Below are 20,967 nucleotides of genomic sequence, written 5' to 3' on the forward strand. Positions count from 1 at the left end.
TTGGGTAACGCATCTATCACAAGACGGAAAGCATTGATTCTTCTTAACAATGAGCGCCAGGAAACATCACGCAGATCCACTACCCAAGAGGAAGAGACTTAGCAAAGTGCCGCCATTCCAGAGAGAGTGGAGGAGCATTGGTGCAAGGAGGTTGCGCGATCGCGTATACACCACTCCCAAAACCATCCCCAAAGTCGCCAGGGGCAAGATTTCTGAGAGATTCAGGTGAACAATCGCAAAGAACAAACTACTGAGCGCGATCGCTCCCCAAACGGGCATATAACGGGTGAGAGATGGCAATAGAAAACCGCGAAACAAGAACTCCTCAAACAACGGTGCCGCCACCGCCGCCGTCAAGAAAAAGATCGCCAGCGCCACACTATCTTGCCCCTCTAGAGCAATCGGTAAAATCGGATTACTGCCCCCTTGTCCTTGCCACAGCTTTTGGTTAATCAGCGACACGACAATCACCAGAGGCAGCGCGACTAAATAGCCGCCCAATCCCCAAAGAATCCAATTTCCCCGCCAATTGAATCGAAACCAACCTTCTGGCAACGGTAAAAAAGAGCGGATAGATAAATACAGAACCAGCAGACACTCGAACGCCAATGTTGCATAACTCACCAGAACAAAAGCAGCTTGTGTCCGAATATCGAAGCTGGCTCGGTTTAGCGGCAGTAAGCTAAAAAAGAGCGGCAGCAGAAATTGACCGATAAAGAAAAAGCCTACGACGAACACCTGCCAAATAATTTCGGCATTCCAAGGCGTTGTCCAAGGGAGATCGCCATTTTGAGCGAGGATGGCTTCTTTTCCCTTAATTAGCACTCCCGCTAGCAGAAAAATCAGCAATCCTAATCCCACCAATACTCCCGCTAGCGGGATTGCTCCAACAATCGCTAATTTTACAATTGCAGCTTCGGCACGTTCCTGCTCTCGTGCCTGGAGTGCCGCCAGCTCTTCCTGACGCTCCTCTACTTGGTAGAGTTTAGTCAAAGCGCGATCGCGGAACCAGCCGTCTAAATGCTCTTGAATTTGCGGCTGGGCATCCAACATCAGGCTGGGTGGCTCGCTCCAAAGTCCCACCAAAATCGCCGCTGGCTTAGTCTGTAACTCGCTCGCCGCTTCCTGTTTAGACCGATTAATTAATTCCGTCCAAGTTTTAATCGCCGCGTCTGTTTGTCCTTGTTGAGCTTGTAAAATTCCCAACCGCAAGTCAAGCTCAGCAATCAGCTTTTTTACCTTGTTGATTGACGCTGGTAATTGCGGCTGCGATCTGGCTGCATCGGGATTCAAATCAGCTTCCGATTTGAGCTTTTCGAGCTGTCCTTGCAGCTTTTCCAGAGTGGCTCGATCCTCCGAACGCGCCTCCTCATACTGCTTTTGGGCAGTTCTTAAAGGGTCTTCACCTAAAAGAGCGTTCCGGGCGTTTGTCAAATTGGCATCACCAGCTTTGTCGCCCTGCCACTCACTCGCTTGGAGTAACAAATTCGTTTGGTACAGTTCCAGGCGACCTTGAATCTGAGGCTGATTCCAGCTATCCAGTAATGAGTGGGTAATCAGAAACAAAGCCAAAATTGTCAGCAATCCCAAAAGCAACCGCTTAATTGTCATGAAAACTCCTGTAGGCTCTTAGTGTCACGGCACCTATGAGGAATATCTTAGATGCGTGTCCGGGACAGGTTAAAATTCTCCTGAACCTTTTTGCTCTTGATGATGGGCGTAGATTTCCCGCCTAGAGCATTAGGGGAACTTTACCTTACCAAACTGAGGCAGAGCCGACCTAATTCTTCTCTAGCTGAGCCAGCGAATAAGAATATGTAGGCTGCTGTCTTTGCAGTGCTAGTTTCCACGGAGGATATCACCCTGAATACTCGAGTCATTCTCGTGCGTCATGGTCAGAGCAGCTATAACAGTGAGCGTAGAATTCAGGGCCGCTGTGATGAATCAATTTTGACGGAAAAAGGTCGCGCGACTGCCCGTCAACTTGGCGCTACTCTGAGTAACTTGAAAATTGATGCGATTTACAGTAGCCCCCTGCAACGGGCGAAAGCAACCGCAGAGATCGTTCAATCCAGTTTGGCGACGCCTGCCCCCTTAACAGCGTCCGATAACTTGATGGAAATTGATTTACCCCTTTGGCAGAAAATGCTTTCCGTGGAAGTGCAGGAGAAATTTCCTGAAGATTACCAATGTTGGCATGAGCGTCCCCAGGAATTTCGGATGAGCGTCCCGACGCCAGAGGGATTAAAAGAACACTTCCCAGTCTTAGCCATCTACGAGCAAGCGCGGCAATTCTGGCAGGAAACTTTATCCCGCCATGCGGGAGAGACGATTCTCATTGTGGGGCATAACGGCATCAACCGGGCTTTGCTCAGTACGGCAACTGGAATATCGCCACAGCGCTACCATTCGATTCAACAGTCGAATTGCGGCATCAGCGTGCTAAATTTTGCCGCTGGTTGGGGCAAACCGGCGCAATTAGAGTCGATGAATCTCACTGCCCATGTGGGAGAAGTGCTGCCAAAGCCGCGTCCGGGCCATCGCGGACTCCGTTTGTTGCTGGTACGCCACGGGGAAACCGACTGGAATCGCCAGAAACGCTTTCAAGGGCAAATTGATGTGCCCCTCAACGATAACGGTCGAGAACAAGCCCGGAAGGCAGCAGAATTTCTCAAAGATGTACCGATTGACTTTGCTGTGACTAGCCCAATGCTGCGTCCCAAGGAAACAGCCGAGATTATTCTGAAATATCACCCCAACGTCCAGATTGAACTACAGGCACCTTTGGCAGAAATTGGTCACGGGCTGTGGGAAGGGAAATTTGAAGAAGAAATCGAGCTGTCGTATCCGGGGATGCTGCAACAGTGGCGAGAGTTTCCGCAGACGGTGCAGATGCCAGAAGGAGAAAACTTGCAACAAGTTTGGGATAGAGCGATCGCAGCTTGGCAAGACATGGTCGCGTCTTATTCTGGAGATCGACCGAAAACAGGTTTGGTGGTCGCTCACGACGCCACGAACAAAGTCTTACTCTGCTACCTTTTGGGTTTAAATCCAGAAAATTTCTGGAGCATTAAGCAGGGGAACGGGGCAGTGACTGTCATCGACTATCTTCAAGGGCCAGAAAGTACGCCGGTGCTGCAAGCGATGAATGTCACAACTCACTTAGGTGGGGGCGTTCTCGATCAAACGGCTGCCGGTGCATTGTAGAGTGATGAGTTATGAATTTTGAGTTTTGAATGAAGAAGCTTTTTATCTCAAAACTCAAAACTCAAAACTCGAAACGATTATGAATGAACTGCTCCAACAAGTACGGGTCATCGACCCAGTTTCTGGAACCGACCAGATTGCCGATATTCTGATTGCTGACGGTTATATCCAAGCAGCCGAAACTGAAATTTCTGACTTGTCCGCTGACACAACCGTCCGGGATTGTCGTGGATTTGTCGTAGGGCCAGGGTTAGTAGATTTATACAGCCACTCTGGTGAGCCTGGGTTTGAAGAGCGGGAATCCTTAGCCTCGCTCGTTGATGCGGCAGCAGCCGGGGGCTTTACTCGACTGGCAATCTTGCCCGATACCCTACCCGTTCTCGACAATCTAGGGGGTTTAGCCTACCTTCAACAATCTAAAATCCAACATCCAAAATCCAAAATTGAATTTTGGGGGGCGCTGACGCTCGGTATCCAAGGGCAGCAGATGACATCTCTGGCTGAACTGGCGGCGGCTGGGGTGGTAGGCTTTGCAGACGGTCAGCCAGTGCAGAATCTAGCGCTGCTGCGCCGCCTGTTGGAATACCTCCAGCCGTTAGGAAAACCTGTGGCGTTATGGCCTTGCGATCGCGCTTTGAGCGGCAATGGGGTAATGAGAGAAGGCTCGGCGTCGATTCGCTTTGGGTTGCCAGGAAACCCAGCGATCGCAGAAACATCGGCGCTGGCTGCTTTGCTGGAAGTGGTGGAAGCTACTCGCACCCCTGTCCATATCATGCGCGTTTCCACTGCTCGCAGCGTTGAGCTAATTGCGAATGCCAAGGCGCGGAATTTACCAATCGCCGCGAGTACTACCTGGATGCATTTATTGCACAATACGGAGGCGGTAAGCAGTTACGACTCGAACTTGCGACTAGAACCCCCTCTCGGCAATTCTTCAGACCAAGCGGCGCTGATTCAGGGGATACAGAGTGGGGTGTTAGACGCGATCGCGATTGACCATACTCCCTACACCTACGAAGAGAAAACGGTCGCCTTTTCCGAAGCACCCGCGGGCGCAATTGGTCTAGAGTTGGCTTTATCGCTTCTGTGGCACACCTTTGTTGCGACTGGCGACTGGTCAGCTTTAGAACTGTGGCGGGTTTTAAGTACCCATCCGGCGGAGTGTTTGCAGCAAAAACCGCCAGCGATCGCGCCCGGTCAACCGGCTGAACTGGTCTTATTTGATCCCCAGTTAAGCTGGACAGCAGACAGACAAACCCTGAAATCCCGCTCAGAAAATACCCCTTGGCTAGGGCGCTCGCTGACGGGTCGGGTTTTACAAACTTGGGTAATGGGTAATTAGTCAGTCAAAGCGAAGAAATATCTAACGGTAGGGGCGGGTTAAGCGAGGGGTTTAGTGACTCACAAATATCTTGGTGAAACTCGCCCCTACTCCCTACTATTCCTTGGTATAAGCTGGAGCGCTATCCACTTCTCCGGCACGTTGGAGGGGCCAAAAGCGCACCACAGCACGACCAATAATTTTTTCGCGGGGGACAAAACCCCAATAGTGGCTGTCGTAACTGTTGTTGCGATTATCACCCAGTACCAGGTAGGAGTTTTCTGGCACCGTCACCGGCCCATAGGTATACTGTGGCTGTTCTTCAATATATTTTTCTGACAGGGGTTTCCCGTTGACATACACCCGTCCCCCTTTCACCTCTATCTTTTCCCCAGGTAAACCAATCACGCGCTTAATAAAAGCATCGTGAAAGTTTTGCTTTTCTAGCGCTTCGGTCGGCGCAAACACCACAATGTCGCCCCGCTGCGGAGATCGGAAGTTGTAACTAACCTTGTCTATAATCAGACGGTCATTGATTTGTAGTGTAGGCAGCATTGAACCCGAAGGAATGTAGCGTGCTTCCGCCACAAAAGAGCGAATTCCAAAGGCCAGAATGGCGCTCAAGCCAATCGTTTTTATTCCCTCTATGAAAGGATTTTCGGCTTTTGGTTGGGGGTTGAGGTCAGGTTGTTGATTCTGCACGTCAGTCATAAACGGTTAATCACTCAAGCAAATGAATGAAATTGATTCCCTAGGTAATTATTTATTTTAAGGAAGACGGATGATTCGCTATATATATTGTGTACAAATTTTGTCTAAATATATCCGGCTAATATTACAGATATTTAGCTTCTGTCGTTTACCCGGTTGCTGGATGGTCAGTTTAGAAAAGTGCCATCTTACGACAAAGCGCGATCGCACCATACAATTGTCGCTCACACTTAACTACTGCATCAACAACTGATTACCATGTTTTCTGTCCCCTCTCTGTTGATTCGCAATGCTCGAATTCTCCTGCCTACGGGTGAATTTTTGGTTGGGGAGGTGCAAACCTTGGGTCGGGAAATTGTCCGGGTTGCACTAAAATCCTAGCATCTGGAAATCCTAGCATCTGATAGTCTACTAGTGGATAAAGAGATAGACGTTCAAGGTCTGACTTTGTTGCCGGGAGTCATCGATCCGCAGGTACACTTCCGAGAACCGGGACTCGAACACAAAAAAATTTGTTCGCGGCGAGTTGTGCTTGTGCTAAAGGCGGGGTAACGTCGTTTCTGGAAATGCCCAATACTCGCCCTCTGACAACTACCCAGGCGGCTCTCGATGATAAGTTGCGACGAGGTGCCCAGAAGTGCTTAGTTAATTATGGCTTTTTTATTGGGGCAACCGGAGCAAATCTGCCGGATCTTCTAAAGGCGCATCCACCTGTGGAATCAAAATTTTTATGGGGTCGATGCACGGTCAATTACTGGTGGATCGAGATACGGTATTGGAGTCTATTTTTGCAAAGGGAAATCGCTTAATTGCCGTTCACGCAGAAGACCAAGCTCGGATAAACCAGCGACGACAAGAATTTGCTGGAATTCACGATCCAGCCATTCACTCTCAAATTCAGGATAATCAAGCCGCTCTTTGAGCTACCGAATTGGCGCTCTATTTATCTAAAAAGTATCAGCGACGCTTGCATATTTTACATCTGTCCACAGCCCAAGAAGCCGATTTATTACGTCAAGATAAACCGAGCTGAGTGAAAGCAGAAGTGACGCCGCAACACTTGCTGCTGAACACCAGTGCTTATGAGAAAATTGGCATTCTGGCGCAGATGAATCCGCCATTGCGATCGCCCCACGACAACGAAGTTCTTTGGCAAGCGCTACTCGATGGCTTCATTGATTTTATCGCCACCGATCGTACCCCCCATACCCTCGAAGAAAAAGCCCAAGAATACCCCAATACCCCTTCTGGAATGCCTGGAGTTGAGAGATCTCTGCCCCTGATGCTGACTTCAGCCATGCAAGGACGCTGTAGTGTTGCCCTTGCGAACTGGATGTCTGCGGCTGTCGCTAAGGCGTATCAGATTCCCAAAAAAGGTGCGATCGCTCCCGGTTATGATGCCGATTGAGTTCTTGTAGATTTGGACAATTATCGTCCAGTATTGCGCGAAGAATTGTTCACCAAATGCGGCTGGAGTCCCTTTGAAGGCTGGATTTTGACGGGATAGCCTGTTCATTCACCATTGCTGGCGGTCAGGTTGTTTATGAGCGGGGGAAGCTGAATCTAGAAGTGCGGGGTGAAGCCTTGACATTTAACGAATAATTAAACGCTCTCGGTACGCCAAGGTAAGCGCAAAGGTACGCAAAGGAAAGACGCGATAAATCAGTCTCTAAACGAGAGCGAACCTTTGTGTTTAAAATTTTATTGACTTAACATCAAACCCACCGACGGGAATCAGGTTGGCTTGGCGACCATTATTCGCACAGTAGGTTAGATGGACGCTTAAAAAGCTGGGCGGCTGATATGGCAACCGTTCTGCCCACTCTATCGCCACAATTCCCAGGGGCACCTCGAATCCTTCCCAGTAGGTTTCTAAATTCAAAGCTTCGACTTCTTCTGGCTGCAAGCGGTATAAATCCAGATGATACAGGGGGAGGCGTCCTTGTGCGTACTCGTTAATCAGAGTGAAGGTGGGACTCACAATCGGCTCGGTAATGCCCAAACCCTCGCCAATGCCTTGCACCAGCGTGGTTTTGCCAGCGCCCAAGTCGCCTTCTAATAAAAGTACATTACCGGCGGGGAGGGATTGACCGAGTGCAATCCCTAGCGATCGCGTCGCCGCCGCATCGGCAAGAGAAATGACAATTGACTCCAAATTACTCAAAACTCAAAATTTAAAACGCTTAAAAGTACACTACCAGCGCGGAGGGATTGACTGAGAGCAATCCTAAGCGATCGCGTCGCCCCGGCATCGGCAAGAGAAATGACAATTGACTCCAAATTACTCAAAACTCAAAACTCAAAACTCTACTGCCTGGGCGCGACTATACCACCTCAGCAACACCCGTGCCAGCCGCTCAGGATTGTGGCGTACATAACCCGTCTCTGGGTCTTCATCCATCACGTTGGTTAAAACAATGCGACGCCCCAGCAGCCCAATGGCTTCTCGATCTAGAAAAACCGGATGGGAACTTTCTTGAGCATAGCGAATCAGGGCATTCGCACTTGGAACTTTCCGCTGCACCAAGACGGCGTTAAATAGCGGTCGTCCGCAAGCGGCATCAATGGCGCGAATGTGGTCTGCAACCGTGTAACCTTGGGTTTCTCCCGGTTGGGTCATGATGTTACAGACGTAGATGCGGGGAACCTGTTTTTGGGCGATCGCTTCGGCAATCTCTGGCACCAATAAATTGGGAATCACGCTTGTATAAAGGCTTCCAGGGCCGATGATAATGTAATCGGCTTCCTCAATTGCCTGTAAAGCTTTAGGCAAAGCGGGGGGGTTGCTAGGAATGCAACCAATTTTCTTAATCTGACCATTGGCTTCTGTAATGCTCGATTCCCCCTCAATGGTGCGTCCATCCTCTAACTCAGCCCAGAGGCGAACATCGCACAACGTTGCCGGTAGCACCCGCCCTCGCACAGCTAAAACTTGAGAACTGGCAGCGATCGCTTGCTCCAAATCTCCGGTAATATCGCTCATTGCCGTCAGGAATAGGTTGCCAAAACTATGACCGTTCAGACCATCCCCAGCCTTAAAGCGATATTGAAACAATTCGGTCAATAACTTTTCTTGGTCTGCCAATGCCGCGATACAGTTGCGAATGTCTCCCGGCGGTAGGACGCCAATTTCTCGCCGCAGACGACCAGAGGAGCCGCCATCATCTGCAACCGTTACAATCGCCGTAATGTGGGCGCTGTATTCCTTCAATCCTCTGAGCAAAGTAGAAAGTCCGGTGCCACCGCCGATTGCCACGATTTTTGGTCCCCGGTTGAGTTTGCGATGCGCCAACAGCACATCAATCAGTTCTTCATCCTGGGAAGGCTTCAGTACCTCGGTAATCGCTCCCATCGAGCGGGTTTGTCCTAAAAAAATAAAAAATAAACCCAAGCCAATCGCGATTGGACCGGAAACATAATTGGGAATAATCGTGGTAATCGCTTCCAGAATGTTCCCAATGAACTGAATCAATAAGAAAATTGGGGTCAGTTTCACCCAAATCGCCAAACCTAGGCTGGTTAGCAGCACGCCTCCCACACTGATCAGCAACCAGCGTTTTACTAATAGTCCGGGCGCTAACCACTTAAACCAGCTATTGACTCGTTGGGGCGTCCTAGGCTTAAAACTCCAGACCATATGCGAATCTTGTTTGAGCGTGCGTAAGGCTTGTTTGAAAATAACGTTTGACATTGCGGATTCCTAGGGGACACAAAGGCAAGACTCGACTTTAACGTTGCTTGGCGAATCCACTCAAGTAGGCGCGATTGATGAATCGTCTCTACGGATTGATTGGACTGGCACGGGGAAGGCAGAAGTTGCTACCCACTGAGCAACACTAAGGCTGTGCCCATCAGAATACATTTTCACTAAGCCACTCAGATGTGACATACGAAACTAAGAAACAGAGGAGGGGATTTTTCAACTCAGCTTATGATAGGTTGCGATGGTTTGCTGCTTGGATCAGGAATCAAGATGTTACGACTCAGTGATTAGACCCGCTTGTTGCTTCTAAGCGTTCAATTAACCGATTGCAGTTCCCCCTTGAGTGAATCCCCAAAGCTAGGCTAGATGGAAAAGCGTATTTTAGGATTAGACCCCGGACTTGCCAGATTAGGATTTGGGACAATTGTCTGCCAAAAGGTAGATTATGCCGCAGCGGCAGGTGGCGATCGCGCGAAGCGCCAAGTAAAAACTGCGTCTGAGGTGGTAAGTTTACTAGATTTTGGCGTGATTCAGACCTCGGCAAAGACGGAGATGGGGGAGCGACTCCGCACGATTTACGAGGATTTGCACACGCTGATGGAGCAGTGTCAACCCCATCTGGTGGCAATCGAGAAATTGTTTTTTTATCGGATGGGAAACACGATTGTGGTGGCTCAAGCACGGGGGGTGCTGATGTTGGTGTTGGCACAGCACGGGGTTCCGTTTGTTGAGTTTACGCCTGCCCAAATTAAACAAGCGCTGACTGGCATGGGAAATGCGGATAAGTCCGAAGTGCAGCAAGCCGTGGCGCGGGAGTTAAATTTGGGCTACATTCCGAAGCCGGATGATGCCGCCGATGCCCTTGCTGTAGCGTTAACGGCGTGGTTTCAGGAGTAAAGGCGATCGCTTTCTGGAGACTGAGTGCGGTGAAGCCCAAAGAGCGATCGCTCTTACTCTTGACATTTCTGCCTTCTTTCCGATGATTTGGATTAATCTTTACTTGTATGCTATTTGACGAGGAGACTTCTAAAAGATTAATGATTCTGATGTTCAGTAGCGTCAAAGCTGAATAAAGATGCTGGGCAACTGAAGCCGAGCCATCTTCAAAAACTTGGTTCTACCGTCAATCGGTTTTTCTTTGCTGAAGTCTCTAACAAAAACTTTTTGGTGAGATGAGGAGTTGACCGTATGAAAAAGATGAGTCGCTGGGGCAAGCCTATCGCTCTCTTTAGTTTAGGCTTGAGCGTCGTGGGAAGTCTGAATTTTCCCACTCCTGCCATTAGCACAACCACAACTGCTAACACGATTGCACAATCAGAACAGAACTCAGTTCAACCTGGGGGCAGCTTTGAAATAGCGCAAAGTCTGGTAGGACAATGCCGCGCTACGAAAGCGCGGATTTTTGTCTATACGCAGCGATCGCTCTCCAGCCAAACGATTAGAACGCTCGCTGCTGGCGAACAAGTTACCCTTGCAGACAATGGCAGCGCTGGTTTTATCGCCATCAGTGCCCCTGTAACCGGGTATGTCCAAGCAAGAGACCTCACAACCTGCTCTGGAGTCAATCCTACCCCTAGACCTACTCCCAGCCCTACCCCGACTCCCAACCCAACTCCCAGCCCGAATCCCAGACCGAATCCTACAACTAGCCTTTGCCGCGTCATTACCTACAAGGGCGCTGAAGGGATGGCTATTCGTACCGCACCCGGCAAAAACGGTACTAGAGTTGGCGGAGTTAAGTTTGGAGATAGAGTCACCCTCAGAACCAGTCCTCCAGCATTCACCTTCGACGCCGAACGCCGTGCCTGGGTTCAGATTACAGCCCCTGTTGCCGGATGGATTTCTTACGGGTTTCCCAGTTCAAACTCGACCAATCTCGGCACTTGTCGCTAGGCTTCATCGTCTATTAAGCTAAAGCCATAAAAGCAAAATCACCCCATTTGAATTGCCAAAATTCGGAAATGGGGTGATTTTCTATTAAGCGTGAATTCAATTTTACGATTCAGTTTTAATGAGGGAATCAACCTCGATTAATTGAGCATTAAACAATTAGCTATTGGCTCACAGGGAAGTCTGATAGTAATTTTAGGGATTCAGACAAAATTTATACTACTCTACTTGCCGAACTGACATCCGGTGCAGCGGCAGAGTCAGGACAGAAGTAAAGGTCAACAAGTAAGAAAAAGCAGCCGTTAACTTCAAACTCATCAACAAAATCTCCCACTCAGGGTGGCTAAACTTCAGGATACCTACAACAACGCAGTAAACTATCCAGTAAGTAAAGCTCATTGTCAATAGCATTTCCTCCGTTTCTTCAAGCTCATCCACCTGAGTTTGTTTGTCAACGGATAGTAAGAAAAGTCCAGCAATACTACCCACAAAAGAAACAAAAAGTAAATATTCGTGCCAGTTCAGATTTGGCATTAGCCTATCCCCTTTATCCCCAAATTATGAATTGGGGATCAGTCTAAAGGATAATTTTCCTGGGATAAAGCAATAGTTACAAACTGCAATCTAAAGCCCTTGAAAGTTTAAAGTTTTGTAAAAAGTATCGGTCAAGGGCATTCTTTTCTGAACCAGCAGAAGGCGACTTAACACCCCTCTGGCTGGGTTTCACAGGCACCGATACTCACCCAACTGCTAGAACCATCTGCCCAATGTTCCTTTTTCCAGATGGGGGCATTGTGCTTTAGGGTATCAATTGCATATTGGCAGGCTTCAAAAGCTTCTGAGCGGTGAGGACACCCAACCGCAACCAACACGCTGATTTCGCCAATCTGCAAGCGTCCGATGCGATGGTGAATCACTACTCGATTGACATCCTGCCAGGTTTGGCGGATATTGGCAGCAATTTGACTAAATATGTGCAAAGCCATCGGTTCGTAGGCTTGATACTCCAAAGCAACCACCGGCTTCCCATCAGTTTGATTGCGTACCATTCCACTCATGACTACCACGGCTCCGTTGGCAGGATCGTCCGCTAGTGAGTAGACTTCCTCCATTGATAAGGGAGCGAAGCTAATCGTAAAACTATCTTTCGCGGAGGGTTGATTGGGAAGGTTTAGGAGAGTGGTGACGCCATTCATCACGTTGAAATCCTGAGAAAGGAACTGGATCTATTTTGATCGATCCAGCACCCGCATTACCCTAAGCGATCGCTCCTTGGACTTGTTGTCTCAGATTGTGTTGTTCCAGATTGTGTCGATCTACCCCAAGATTTTGCAGAACCCTGGCTGCTAAACCTTGCCACCGCCCATCAGATATAGGAGCGCCATACGGACAGCCACGCCGCTAGTCACTTGCTGAGAGATTAAGCTGAACTGGGGGTCGTCCATCAAGTCAGAGCTAATTTCTACGCCTCGGTTGACGGGTCCTGGGTGCAGTACCTTAACGTCAGGTTTGCAGAGTTTCAGGCGATCGCGTGTTATCCCATACCGCTGATGGTACTCTCGCAAACTCGGCAGCAAATGCTGCGTCATCCGTTCCTTTTGCAGCCGCAACGTCATCACAAAATCAGCATCTTGTAAAGCGGGTTCCAAATCCCAGTGGAGAAAAAGCTTGCGGCTGGGAATGGGGGATTGGTCGTGGGTGCTTGGTAACGGGCGATCGGCTCCCTGGCTCCCCTCCTCAGCGCCATAGGCGGCAAACAACTGAGGGAGAAGCGTGGGGGGTCCTGCTAAGTGAACCTCCGCACCCGTTGCCGTTAAACTCCAGATATTTGACCGGGCAACCCGCGAGTGGAGAATGTCGCCGACAATGGCAATTTTTTTATCTTTGAGCAGTTCAAGTCGCGGGTGATCTGGGTCTAACAGGGTACAGATGGTGAAAAGATCCAGCAATGCTTGGGATGGATGTTCGTGCTGACCATCCCCGGCATTGAGGACGCCCACCTTTGAACCTAAGCGATCCATTTCGGCAGCGATCGCTTGCGGCACCCCCGCCTCCCGATGACGAACCACCATCATGTCCGCACCCATCGCTAAATAGGTTTTCGCCGTATCTAAAATGGTCTCTCCTTTCGTTAGAGAAGACGTTGCCGCGGCAAAGTTCAGCGTATCGGCAGAGAGACGCTTTGCTGCTAGTTCAAAACTGCTGCGGGTGCGGGTAGAGGATTCAAAAAATAGATTGGCTACCACCTGACCTTGTAACGTTGGCACTTTCTTCGTGCGTCGCGACAGTACCTCTCGGAAACTGGCGGCAGTTTGCAACACAGTATCGTATTCAATTGGGGTGAAATCAGCTAAGGAAAGAACGTGGTGACGAGTCCAGGTAGTGGTAGCCATTAGGTGTGGTCAGTAGCAACGAACAACGAACAGAAGACAACTGACTGCTCATCTAGATACTACATTCAAAGCCGCTGAGATTAGCGTCAGGAAAGTCAAGAACCCCAATGCATCTAGCGTCGTAGTCAGCAGCGGACCGCTAATGAGTGCTGGATCTAAGTTCAACCGTTTGATACCCATTGGCAGCAAAGTCCCTAGGGTGGCAGCCATCAAGACATTGATAGCCATCACCAGTCCTGCAACCAACCCCACCCATCGCTCATTGGCAGGAGACCAAATCAAAGAAAGGGCACCCAAGGCAAAACCCAGTGACAAGGCTGTACCCAAGCCAGCGAGAATTTCCTTACGGAGAAGTTTCAGCGTATCCTGTGGTGTTATTTCACCTACACCTAGTCCGCGCACAGTCACCGATAAGACCTGAAAGCCGACATTGCCACTACTATTGGCTAAAATTGGCATGATGATTGCCAAAACGGGCACTGATGAAATCGTTCCCTGAAAAGGCGCGATCGCATTGGCGGCTCCGACATAGAGAATAATATTCCCTAACAGCCAAGGCAGACGCTTACGAAGCGTCACCAAAGGAGGCGACAAGGCGGCTTCATCACCGCCACTGACTCCCGCTAGTTTCTGAATGTCTTGTGTGGCTTCCTCTTCTAGAATGTCTACCACGTCATCAATGGTGACAATCCCCACTAACCTATCTTCGCGGTCAACCACAGGCACGGCGATCAAGTCATAGCGCTTCATTAGTTGCGCGACTTCTTCTTGGGGCGTTTCTGTGTAAGTTTTGACAACGCGATCGCTCGCAATATCCCCAATCAGGGCATTGGGAAGCGAAAACAACAGTTGCCGCAACGATACAACCCGAACGAGCTTGCGGTTGTCGTCGGTGACGTAGGCGTAGTAAATTGTTTCCTTATCTTCGTCACTGACACGGATTTTGCTCAAGGCTTCTCCGACCGTTAAGCCTTCGCGCAGCCGTACATATTCCGTCGTCATTACCCGACCCGCCGTGCCTTCGGGATAGCCCAGAATCCTGGCAGTTGCCTGCCGTTCTTCAAGGCTGAGTTGCTGCAACAGCCGCTTCACAATGCCTGCGGGTAGCTCGTCAAACAGTTCCGCCCGGTCATCCGGTCGCATCGCCTCTACAATCTGACACACCTGGTTATCGTGCAGCGAACCAATTAGTTCTTCTTGCACTTCCGGAGGCAGATATTCAAAGACATCAATGGCTTGAGCTTTATTAAGCAAGCGAAACGCGATCGCTCGCTTGGATGGGGGCAGTTCGACAATGTAATCCCCTACATCAACCGCCGGTAAGCGATTTAGCTCAGACTTAAGCTGATTTAAGTCAGCAATATCCGACAGTGCAACACGTCCTTCCTGAGTGAGCATAGAAACCTCCTAGTCTCCCCCCCGCGCTGGGAGAGACTGACCCGCCCAGGCGCTAGAGGAGCTTACTACTGTCACCTAATGGACTTCGGTCCATAAATTCCGCAGAAATCTACACTGATATTGCTCAGCAGTATCAGTAAAACTATGCTATCCCCTCAAGGTGCCATTTACCATTGGGGGCTATCAAAAAATCTATCTAAAGACAGATTTCAAAAGCGATGAGGCGTACAAAAAATTATTGGGTTCCTCTATTAACTGGAGCGATTGTCGCCAGTCTGAGTAGTTGCGCTTCTTTACCGACAAACAGCGAAAGAGACAAAGCTGGCTTACCTCCTGCTCATGCTATTGAAGCCAGCAAAACTACGACGAAAGCGTCAGATGCCAGCCGATTGTTGACGGGTGCGATTAGCCAAGCAACAACAACCGCTCCCTCAAAAAACAATGTCACCGTCACCATCTATCAACCCGATACTCAGTGTGAAGCGCTAGTACCGGAAAAAGTAGACGTTTCAGCGGTTGAAAGCGTCCAAGCAGCGGTAGGCAAAGTTCTGGAGGAGCGGGACACCGCCGACTTTAATTTAGCTGGGTATCGTGTCAGCGTGAATCCCAGCAATCGAGTTGCCACGGTTGATTTGCGAATTGCACCCGGTTCCCAGCGGAAATTTGTGTCCCTTTCGAGCTGCGAACAATTTGCTCTGTTCGGTAGCCTCAGAAAAACCCTCACTGCGAATTCTCAATGGAAGATAAAAGATGTCCGCTTCACAGAGCAGGGCCAAGACATCTCCCTTTAAAGTTTCGATTAAAGTTTGGAGACAGCAGCACAACCGCGTAGATACCACCGCCACGGCAAATCGATTCCCTGTGATAAACCAATCCGAGTTGTTTGAACAAGTTCCGGCATAAATTGTGACTGACGATGCTCTAGCCACAGGGGTTGACCGGGTTGTAAAACTTGTGCATTTAATATGCTGTCAATTTGTAAGGCGCGGCAGAGTTTACCTGGCCCAGCGGCGATTCGATGGGGTTTCGAGCGATCGCTCTCTTTGATCCAGGGCGGTATAGACTCTAGTTGCAAAGCCCGAATCAAGACAGCACTGGGAATGCTGTCCTGGTCTGTGACCACGTTCAGGCAGTAGTAAATTCCGTAAATTAAATAAACATAAGTTCTCCCGGCTGGCCCGAACATTACCCAGTTGCGCTCGGTTCGTCGCCGATAGGCATGGCAAGCCGGATCTTCAGGGCCATAGGCTTCCGTTTCCACGATTAGCCCTCGGATGATTTCTCCATCAGGCATCTGTCGCACCAACGTGCAGCCCACCAAATCAGGTGCAACTTCAGTGGATGGGCGATCTAGCCAACAAACTTCTACAATTTGGGTATTTTTAATCAGATTCATCGTTAAATATACTTAAGATATACCAAACCACCCCGTTCAACTCATAAAAACTCATGGATGTCAAGCTAGTTTTAGCAGCCTTAACACTTGTTTTTACCGTATCGTGCCTATTTTTTGGCACTAAAAATGGATTTTACGATTCAGACAACTATCACGGAAACGGTTCTGCTCATTAAGATCGCTGTTAGCCAGTCAATTTTGGATTTTAGAGTTTGCGGAGGTCGGAGTTTCTAAGCCTCCGATGATTTTGGATTGAATCTAAAATCCAAAATCTAAAATTGAAAATCGAATGATGAGTCAACCCCCCCCGGTATCCTCTCACGGCTATGACGAACTAGCCTATTTTCCCTATGGCGTCGGTCATGGCGACGAAGGCGTCTGCTTACTGGTACGGATGGGGCCACACCGCATTCTCCTAGACTGTGGTTTGGCGGACATTTCCTCGCTCAAAGGTGAGGGAATTCCTCCAGCAGATTTAGTGCTGTGTAGCCACGCCCATCCGGATCACGCTAGGGGATTGCTGGCGCTGCATGAAAGCTTCCCTCAGTTGCCAGTCTATGCAAGTGAATTGACAACCCAGCTGCTGCCACTGAATTGGCCTGAGATAGCTCCGCAGAATCTGCCGCAATTGTGTCAGGCATTGCCGATGCGATCGCCTGTCGAATTCAAAGAGGGATTGAGTGCGGAATTATTCCCAGCCGGACATTTACCAGGCGCATCTGCCATCTTGCTGACCTACACGAGTCGCCACCGCTCTTACACCCTACTTTACACAGGTGACTTTTTCCTTTCAAACTCGCGGCTGGTGGAGGGGTTGCCGCTAGAAGCATTGCGAGGCTTAGAGCCAGATGTGCTAATTGTGGAAGGCAGTTACGGCACAGCGCGTCATCCCCACCGGCGGAACCAAGAAAATCAGCTGGCAGAGCGAATTAATCAAGCGATCGCTCAAGCGAATTCTGTCTTGATGCCCGTGCCAACTTTGGGACTGGGGCAAGAACTCTTGATGCTCTTGCGGAGTCACCACTTATTCACGGGTCGCAACCTCGATATCTGGGTAGATGGTAACGTGGCAGCTGGCTGCGATGCCTATTTGGATATTCTCACCAACCTCCCAGCCTCTGTGCAAAATTTTGCCCGTCATCAATCCCTATTTTGGGATGAACGGGTGCGTCCCAGAGTGCGTCGGTTGCTTCCAGAACAACGTCCCTCTGTCGGTCAGTCTCCATGCATTATCCTGACTGAGGAAAACCACGATCTTAGAGAATACTGTCAACCAGGCACCGGGCCGTGGGTGTTATTACTGCCCCAGCAACCCAGGTTCTCCCAAGAGCCTAGTTACTCATCGTTGACGATACAAAACTATTTGCTTGCCCAGCATTCTGATGGGCTGGGAACCACCCAGGTGATTCACAATATCCGTCCTCAGCACGTAATTTTTGTTCATGCCTCTCCCACCTACCTGGCTGATTTAACCGGGTTGGAGGAGTTGCACAACCGTTACCACTTGCATTCTCCACCGGCTGGGACGCTGGTAGAACTCCCGATTGGCGAGACGTTTGTGCAACCGGCGGCACCCGAAACCAGTTACGAAGGGGAGCTGACGGAACTGGGAACAGTCGTTACCATCACCCTACCGGAGGCGATCGCTGCCGATCCCCGTTGGCAACACTTTGCTGATACTGGTTTAGTGGAAGCCCGGTGGCAGGGTGAGGAACTGGTATTGCGCGGATTATCCCAACGAGAACTTTTAAGCCAAAGCAGCGACGCCAGAGTCCCCATGAATGTTGAGTGCTGCGGCAACTGCCTACACCAACGGGGGCAGCGCTGTTGGAATCAGGACTCGCCCCTGTATGGATTTAAGGTGACACCTGAAGGATACTGTCCAGTTTTTGAACCGGCGCATCCGCCTCCAACCCCTTCAGATGACGACCTAGAAAGCCTCGAAGATTGAAAAAGATAAGAAATGAAATCAAAAATTAAAAATGAAGCATCCCCCATTTCTAATTTTTGATTTTGCATTTTTAATTCCTCAGTCTGGATTCGAGTCGGGGAAACGCGGACGAATTTGTTCGGCTTCCGGACAATCGTCAGAGACAAGTGGTTCAGCATTGCCTCTGGGCACTGAAGCCAGCTTTTGTGTCACAGCACCAATGCTTTCGAGGCGAACCATTTCTTCCCAAGAACAAGCTTCATCTTCTTCTTCGGTTTCATAGCGGAGCGTGACTAAATCTCCTTCAATGTCAACGATGCGAGCGCGTTCGATCCAGCGTTGTTGGTCCCGCAAGAAAATACAGACCTCACGACCATCGCAACAGAGTTGATAAATCTTGCGGTGTAGCATGGGTTGCTTCTCCTGAGCAGATAAGTTGTGCAATTCTTCATGGAGCCTGCATACCTTTTTTTAGGTATCCAGCTTCTCTCAAACGTAATCGGGGTTGAATCCTGCCATTCTCCCAGGCTCCTGTCCTTATCTTTACCTATTTTTCCCAAAAGCCTGGAATGTGGGATTTGGGTTGGGTTTCTTAGGGGCGCAAGGCTTTGCATCCCTAAAGCCTGGGAATGCCGATTTTGGATAGGCAAGGAAGCCTCTTGGTCAGCCCCATGCCAATTTTTGGAAAGATGTGGAAATCGAGGGTAGGGACAAGGGTTCAAAGTGAGCGTTCTAGATGATATTGCCGATTTAATTTCAAAGTTTAGCTTGAATCCTGCGGCATTTAAGATAGGGATTGTAGGATACTCCCTCTGGTAGAATGCGCGCACTCCCATCCTCATTCAGGGTTTTTACCACTAAGGGAAACTTGAATCAAGGCAGCTACGAGTATCAATGAGTCTTTTGAGATGAGTAATGGGAAGGCAACTGGTGACAAAAAGCCTTGACTGGCAACCAGTCCAACCTTGTAGCAGTCAATTCAGTCATCCTAACTCTCGCTTTGTTTAGGAAGCGCACCTAGCTGAGATTGGTAGTTCTTATTAATCATTCTAATAATTCTTGGCCCAGGTCGGCAGCGAATAAATAAAAATTCTACTGATATCAAAGTTTTTCTATCGTTTTGGCAGCCGTGCCGCGATCACGATGCCTTGTAGTTATCAAAGAACGGTTTCAGGGCTTGTATCCGAGGCGATATCAGCGCTACGCTCTGCCGTGCTTCTCTTTGAATCTTACCGGCATTCAATGCCTGGTGTAAGGTGTCAAGAGCTTCTAAATCCGCCGATTGGTAGCCTTTCATCACTAACACTTGGCGAATCAGACCTTCAGAAGCGACGCTGAGGCAACCTGTTTGGAAAGCTGACTTTACAAGTGTGCGAATCATGGCGACCTGTTTATCCTTGATTTGCTGAGATATCTATCTTTGAGTATGAAATACTTTCCAAGATTAGGAATTGATGGTAATCCGCCATTTTTTGTGATTTTAGACCGTATTTTTAGGTGATCGAGGTCACAAATGGCAAAACCAAGCGGATGCTTGACAAAAGAAGAGTTTACTGCGGTTGCTTCTCTACTGAGCAAGCTGTCGATTTAATCCTATAGATAGATTGACCGTATAAAACAGCTTAGTGCAGCGACTGTTAAGGATGTGTAAAGTAGATATGGGAATTTCAAGAAATGTTTGTTAAAGTTTGAGACAATCAGCAAATCCTCCATAGAAACGGAAAAAGACGGGTGTACGCGATCGCCACTAAGCAGCAGCTCTACAAAACCTACATCCTCTCAGACCAAGCCGCTCAGTCCCATCTAGAGGTCGTTCCAGAGCGAGGCGGTATCGTTACTAGCCTACGCATCCAAGGACAAGAAATCCTCTACCTAGATGCAGAGCGGTTTGCCAATCCAGACTTGAGCGTTAGAGGCGGGATTCCGATCCTGTTTCCCATCTGCGGCAACTTACCCGAAAGTCAATACACCTATCAAGGTCAGCCCTACACCCTCAAGCAACACGGCTTTGCCCGCGATATGCCTTGGGAAGTCACCGACCAAGTGACTCAAGACCTAGTGAGCCTTACCCTTGTCCTTAACAGCAACGACCAGACACGTGCCGTTTACCCGTTTGACTTTCAACTCGCCTTCACTTACCGTCTGTTGGGTAACACGCTAGAGATTCGGCAGCGCTACACCAATCACTCAGCCGAGCCGATGCCCTTCTCCACGGGTCTGCATCCTTACTTCTGGACACCCGAAAAAACCGGAATCAAGTTTGGAATTCCCGCCGCCGAATACCAAGATCAGCGCACCCGCCAAACCCATCCCTTCACGGGTGCCTTTGACTTTAACCAAGATGAAATTGATGTCGCCTTTAAGCAACTGAGCGGTCAAGAAGCCACTGCCTCCGACGCCAGCCGACAGTTGCAACTCACCCTTAGTTGGGACAACCCTTATTCCACCTTTGTCTTCTGGACGGTCAAAGGCAAAGACTTTTACTGCATGGAGCCTTGGAGTGCCCCCCGCAATGCTCTGAATACCGGAGAGCAGCTACTGCGTCTAGAACCGGGAGGCAGTTTGGAGACATCAGTTTGTTTGACCGTAACTTTTTTATAAAAAAGTTTTTTTCAAAACCCCTTTCCTAATTCCAGTAATCTGTGTTACCGTTGTAAACGTTGTCTAAACAACTGAAGTTTTCGGGTCGCTAACTCAACGGTAGAGTACTCGGCTTTTAACCGAATAGTTCCGGGTTCGAATCCCGGGCGACCCATAAAAAAATACTCAAAAAAATACCTAAAGAAAATTAAGACAAGAAGCGAGAAGCGCTCTGGCAAACGATTAGTTTTCTCATTTCCTAGCTGGAACCACGAGAATCTACGTTATTGAGAGTACAGCCTTCTAGAGAAAGCATTCCCAGACATAAATTGGAAACGAGAGCAAAACCAAAACCCTGTTAAAAAGCCTAATGCTCTTGCTAAACCTCCACCATCAGGCAATCTTATAAATGCAGTATTGGCTGCTTATCTCGGAATT

At 49.2% G+C, this 20,967-nt stretch carries 19 protein-coding genes, 1 tRNA gene and 1 pseudogene; 9 read left to right on the plus strand and 12 right to left on the minus strand.

The window, feature by feature from the left end; all coding sequences use genetic code 11:
• Positions 1-66 precede the first annotated feature (66 nt).
• Positions 67-1,611, minus strand: coding sequence for a CPBP family glutamic-type intramembrane protease (locus NDA03_RS19815; RefSeq protein ID WP_348238929.1), 1,545 nt, complete (start codon positions 1,609-1,611; stop codon positions 67-69).
• Positions 1,612-1,863: 252 nt separating this feature from the next.
• Between NDA03_RS19815 and NDA03_RS19820 the strand changes: the two genes are divergently transcribed.
• Positions 1,864-3,207, plus strand: coding sequence for a histidine phosphatase family protein (locus NDA03_RS19820; RefSeq protein WP_190414162.1), 1,344 nt, complete (start codon positions 1,864-1,866; stop codon positions 3,205-3,207).
• Positions 3,208-3,283: 76 nt separating this feature from the next.
• Positions 3,284-4,549: a dihydroorotase gene (locus NDA03_RS19825; RefSeq protein ID WP_348238952.1), complete on the plus strand. Its 1,266-nt coding sequence runs from the start codon at positions 3,284-3,286 to the stop codon at positions 4,547-4,549.
• Between the two features lie 96 nt (positions 4,550-4,645).
• On the opposite strand, the gene lepB is transcribed toward NDA03_RS19825, so the two are convergent.
• Complete coding sequence (gene lepB, locus NDA03_RS19830) at positions 4,646-5,239, minus strand: signal peptidase I (RefSeq protein ID WP_190414052.1); 594 nt, start codon at positions 5,237-5,239, stop codon at positions 4,646-4,648.
• Between the two features lie 258 nt (positions 5,240-5,497).
• Between lepB and NDA03_RS19835 the strand changes: the two are divergent.
• Positions 5,498-6,841, plus strand: a pseudogene (locus tag NDA03_RS19835) (dihydroorotase).
• Between the two features lie 91 nt (positions 6,842-6,932).
• Here NDA03_RS19835 and tsaE read toward each other — a convergent pair.
• From tsaE to NDA03_RS19850, 3 genes are read right to left on the minus strand one after another with little or no spacing between them, the layout of a single operon-like run.
• Positions 6,933-7,385, minus strand: a complete 453-nt coding sequence (gene tsaE / locus NDA03_RS19840; protein WP_190984919.1) for a tRNA (adenosine(37)-N6)-threonylcarbamoyltransferase complex ATPase subunit type 1 TsaE — start codon at positions 7,383-7,385, stop codon at positions 6,933-6,935.
• Positions 7,386-7,399: 14 nt separating this feature from the next.
• Entirely contained in the window at positions 7,400-7,528 is a 129-nt protein-coding gene (locus NDA03_RS19845) for a hypothetical protein (protein ID WP_277878299.1), read from the minus strand.
• A gap of 10 nt (positions 7,529-7,538) precedes the next feature.
• Entirely contained in the window at positions 7,539-8,930 is a 1,392-nt protein-coding gene (locus NDA03_RS19850; RefSeq protein ID WP_190414050.1) for a gluconeogenesis factor YvcK family protein, read from the minus strand.
• Between the two features lie 378 nt (positions 8,931-9,308).
• Between NDA03_RS19850 and ruvC the strand changes: the two genes are divergently transcribed.
• Together ruvC and NDA03_RS19860 are read left to right on the plus strand one after the other, a co-directional pair.
• A complete protein-coding gene (ruvC, locus tag NDA03_RS19855; protein WP_348238930.1) occupies positions 9,309-9,839 on the plus strand; it encodes a crossover junction endodeoxyribonuclease RuvC in 531 nt (176 codons plus the stop codon).
• Positions 9,840-10,130: 291 nt separating this feature from the next.
• Positions 10,131-10,835, plus strand: a complete 705-nt coding sequence (locus NDA03_RS19860; protein ID WP_190425888.1) for an SH3 domain-containing protein — start codon at positions 10,131-10,133, stop codon at positions 10,833-10,835.
• Positions 10,836-11,051: 216 nt separating this feature from the next.
• Here NDA03_RS19860 and NDA03_RS19865 read toward each other — a convergent pair whose 3' ends face one another.
• From NDA03_RS19865 to mgtE, 4 genes are all read right to left on the minus strand, one after another.
• Entirely contained in the window at positions 11,052-11,366 is a 315-nt protein-coding gene (locus NDA03_RS19865) for a hypothetical protein (RefSeq protein ID WP_190414044.1), read from the minus strand.
• Between the two features lie 167 nt (positions 11,367-11,533).
• Positions 11,534-12,028 (minus strand): molybdenum cofactor biosynthesis protein MoaE, encoded by a 495-nt coding sequence (locus NDA03_RS19870; protein ID WP_190414042.1) that lies wholly within the window; start codon positions 12,026-12,028, stop codon positions 11,534-11,536.
• Between the two features lie 150 nt (positions 12,029-12,178).
• Complete coding sequence (locus NDA03_RS19875; RefSeq protein ID WP_348238931.1) at positions 12,179-13,225, minus strand: aspartate carbamoyltransferase catalytic subunit; 1,047 nt, start codon at positions 13,223-13,225, stop codon at positions 12,179-12,181.
• Between the two features lie 48 nt (positions 13,226-13,273).
• Positions 13,274-14,623: a magnesium transporter gene (mgtE, locus tag NDA03_RS19880; RefSeq protein WP_190425893.1), complete on the minus strand. Its 1,350-nt coding sequence runs from the start codon at positions 14,621-14,623 to the stop codon at positions 13,274-13,276.
• 218 nt (positions 14,624-14,841) lie between these two features.
• On the opposite strand from mgtE, the gene NDA03_RS19885 reads away from it, so the two are divergent.
• On the plus strand, positions 14,842-15,414 hold the full coding sequence (locus tag NDA03_RS19885) for a sporulation/spore germination protein (protein ID WP_348238932.1): 573 nt from the start codon (positions 14,842-14,844) through the stop codon (positions 15,412-15,414).
• Positions 15,415-15,422: 8 nt separating this feature from the next.
• Here the strand turns inward: NDA03_RS19885 and NDA03_RS19890 are convergent, their stop codons facing one another.
• Positions 15,423-16,019 carry a DNA-3-methyladenine glycosylase gene (locus tag NDA03_RS19890; protein ID WP_190527321.1) on the minus strand — a complete coding sequence of 199 codons (597 nt, stop codon included), beginning with the start codon at positions 16,017-16,019 and terminating at the stop codon, positions 15,423-15,425.
• Between the two features lie 289 nt (positions 16,020-16,308).
• Here NDA03_RS19890 and NDA03_RS19895 point away from each other — a divergent pair, with 289 nt between their 5' ends.
• On the plus strand, positions 16,309-17,970 hold the full coding sequence (locus NDA03_RS19895) for an MBL fold metallo-hydrolase (protein ID WP_348238933.1): 1,662 nt from the start codon (positions 16,309-16,311) through the stop codon (positions 17,968-17,970).
• Between the two features lie 78 nt (positions 17,971-18,048).
• Here NDA03_RS19895 and NDA03_RS19900 read toward each other — a convergent pair whose 3' ends face one another.
• Both NDA03_RS19900 and NDA03_RS19905 read right to left on the minus strand, forming a co-directional pair.
• Positions 18,049-18,360: a DUF6679 family protein gene (locus NDA03_RS19900; RefSeq protein WP_190414032.1), complete on the minus strand. Its 312-nt coding sequence runs from the start codon at positions 18,358-18,360 to the stop codon at positions 18,049-18,051.
• A 727-nt stretch (positions 18,361-19,087) separates the two neighbouring features.
• Complete coding sequence (locus NDA03_RS19905) at positions 19,088-19,330, minus strand: hypothetical protein (protein WP_190414030.1); 243 nt, start codon at positions 19,328-19,330, stop codon at positions 19,088-19,090.
• Between the two features lie 350 nt (positions 19,331-19,680).
• On the opposite strand from NDA03_RS19905, the gene NDA03_RS19910 reads away from it, so the two are divergent.
• Both NDA03_RS19910 and NDA03_RS19915 read left to right on the plus strand, forming a co-directional pair.
• Positions 19,681-20,550 (plus strand): aldose epimerase, encoded by an 870-nt coding sequence (locus NDA03_RS19910; RefSeq protein ID WP_190682042.1) that lies wholly within the window; start codon positions 19,681-19,683, stop codon positions 20,548-20,550.
• 82 nt (positions 20,551-20,632) lie between these two features.
• A tRNA-Lys gene (locus NDA03_RS19915) sits at positions 20,633-20,704 on the plus strand.
• Positions 20,705-20,967: the final 263 nt, after the last annotated feature.

It is taken from the genome of Trichocoleus sp. Lan (assembly GCF_039961855.1).
In the GTDB taxonomy this organism is placed as follows: Bacteria; Cyanobacteriota; Cyanobacteriia; order Cyanobacteriales; family FACHB-T130; genus FACHB-T130.

What these genes read in the sequence shown, in the direction of transcription:
- lepB (WP_190414052.1), bottom strand. Translation starts at nt 5,239, where the DNA reads ATGACTGACGTGCAGAATCAACAACCTGACCTCAACCCCCAACCAAAA.
- NDA03_RS19895 (WP_348238933.1), top strand. Translation starts at nt 16,309, where the DNA reads ATGATGAGTCAACCCCCCCCGGTATCCTCTCACGGCTATGACGAACTA.
- NDA03_RS19850 (WP_190414050.1), bottom strand. Translation starts at nt 8,930, where the DNA reads ATGTCAAACGTTATTTTCAAACAAGCCTTACGCACGCTCAAACAAGAT.
- NDA03_RS19865 (WP_190414044.1), bottom strand. Translation starts at nt 11,366, where the DNA reads ATGCCAAATCTGAACTGGCACGAATATTTACTTTTTGTTTCTTTTGTG.
- mgtE (WP_190425893.1), bottom strand. Translation starts at nt 14,623, where the DNA reads ATGCTCACTCAGGAAGGACGTGTTGCACTGTCGGATATTGCTGACTTA.
- NDA03_RS19905 (WP_190414030.1), bottom strand. Translation starts at nt 19,330, where the DNA reads ATGATTCGCACACTTGTAAAGTCAGCTTTCCAAACAGGTTGCCTCAGC.
- NDA03_RS19875 (WP_348238931.1), bottom strand. Translation starts at nt 13,225, where the DNA reads ATGGCTACCACTACCTGGACTCGTCACCACGTTCTTTCCTTAGCTGAT.
- NDA03_RS19815 (WP_348238929.1), bottom strand. Translation starts at nt 1,611, where the DNA reads ATGACAATTAAGCGGTTGCTTTTGGGATTGCTGACAATTTTGGCTTTG.
- ruvC (WP_348238930.1), top strand. Translation starts at nt 9,309, where the DNA reads ATGGAAAAGCGTATTTTAGGATTAGACCCCGGACTTGCCAGATTAGGA.
- NDA03_RS19885 (WP_348238932.1), top strand. Translation starts at nt 14,842, where the DNA reads ATGAGGCGTACAAAAAATTATTGGGTTCCTCTATTAACTGGAGCGATT.
- NDA03_RS19870 (WP_190414042.1), bottom strand. Translation starts at nt 12,028, where the DNA reads ATGAATGGCGTCACCACTCTCCTAAACCTTCCCAATCAACCCTCCGCG.
- NDA03_RS19890 (WP_190527321.1), bottom strand. Translation starts at nt 16,019, where the DNA reads ATGAATCTGATTAAAAATACCCAAATTGTAGAAGTTTGTTGGCTAGAT.
- NDA03_RS19860 (WP_190425888.1), top strand. Translation starts at nt 10,131, where the DNA reads ATGAAAAAGATGAGTCGCTGGGGCAAGCCTATCGCTCTCTTTAGTTTA.
- NDA03_RS19900 (WP_190414032.1), bottom strand. Translation starts at nt 18,360, where the DNA reads ATGCTACACCGCAAGATTTATCAACTCTGTTGCGATGGTCGTGAGGTC.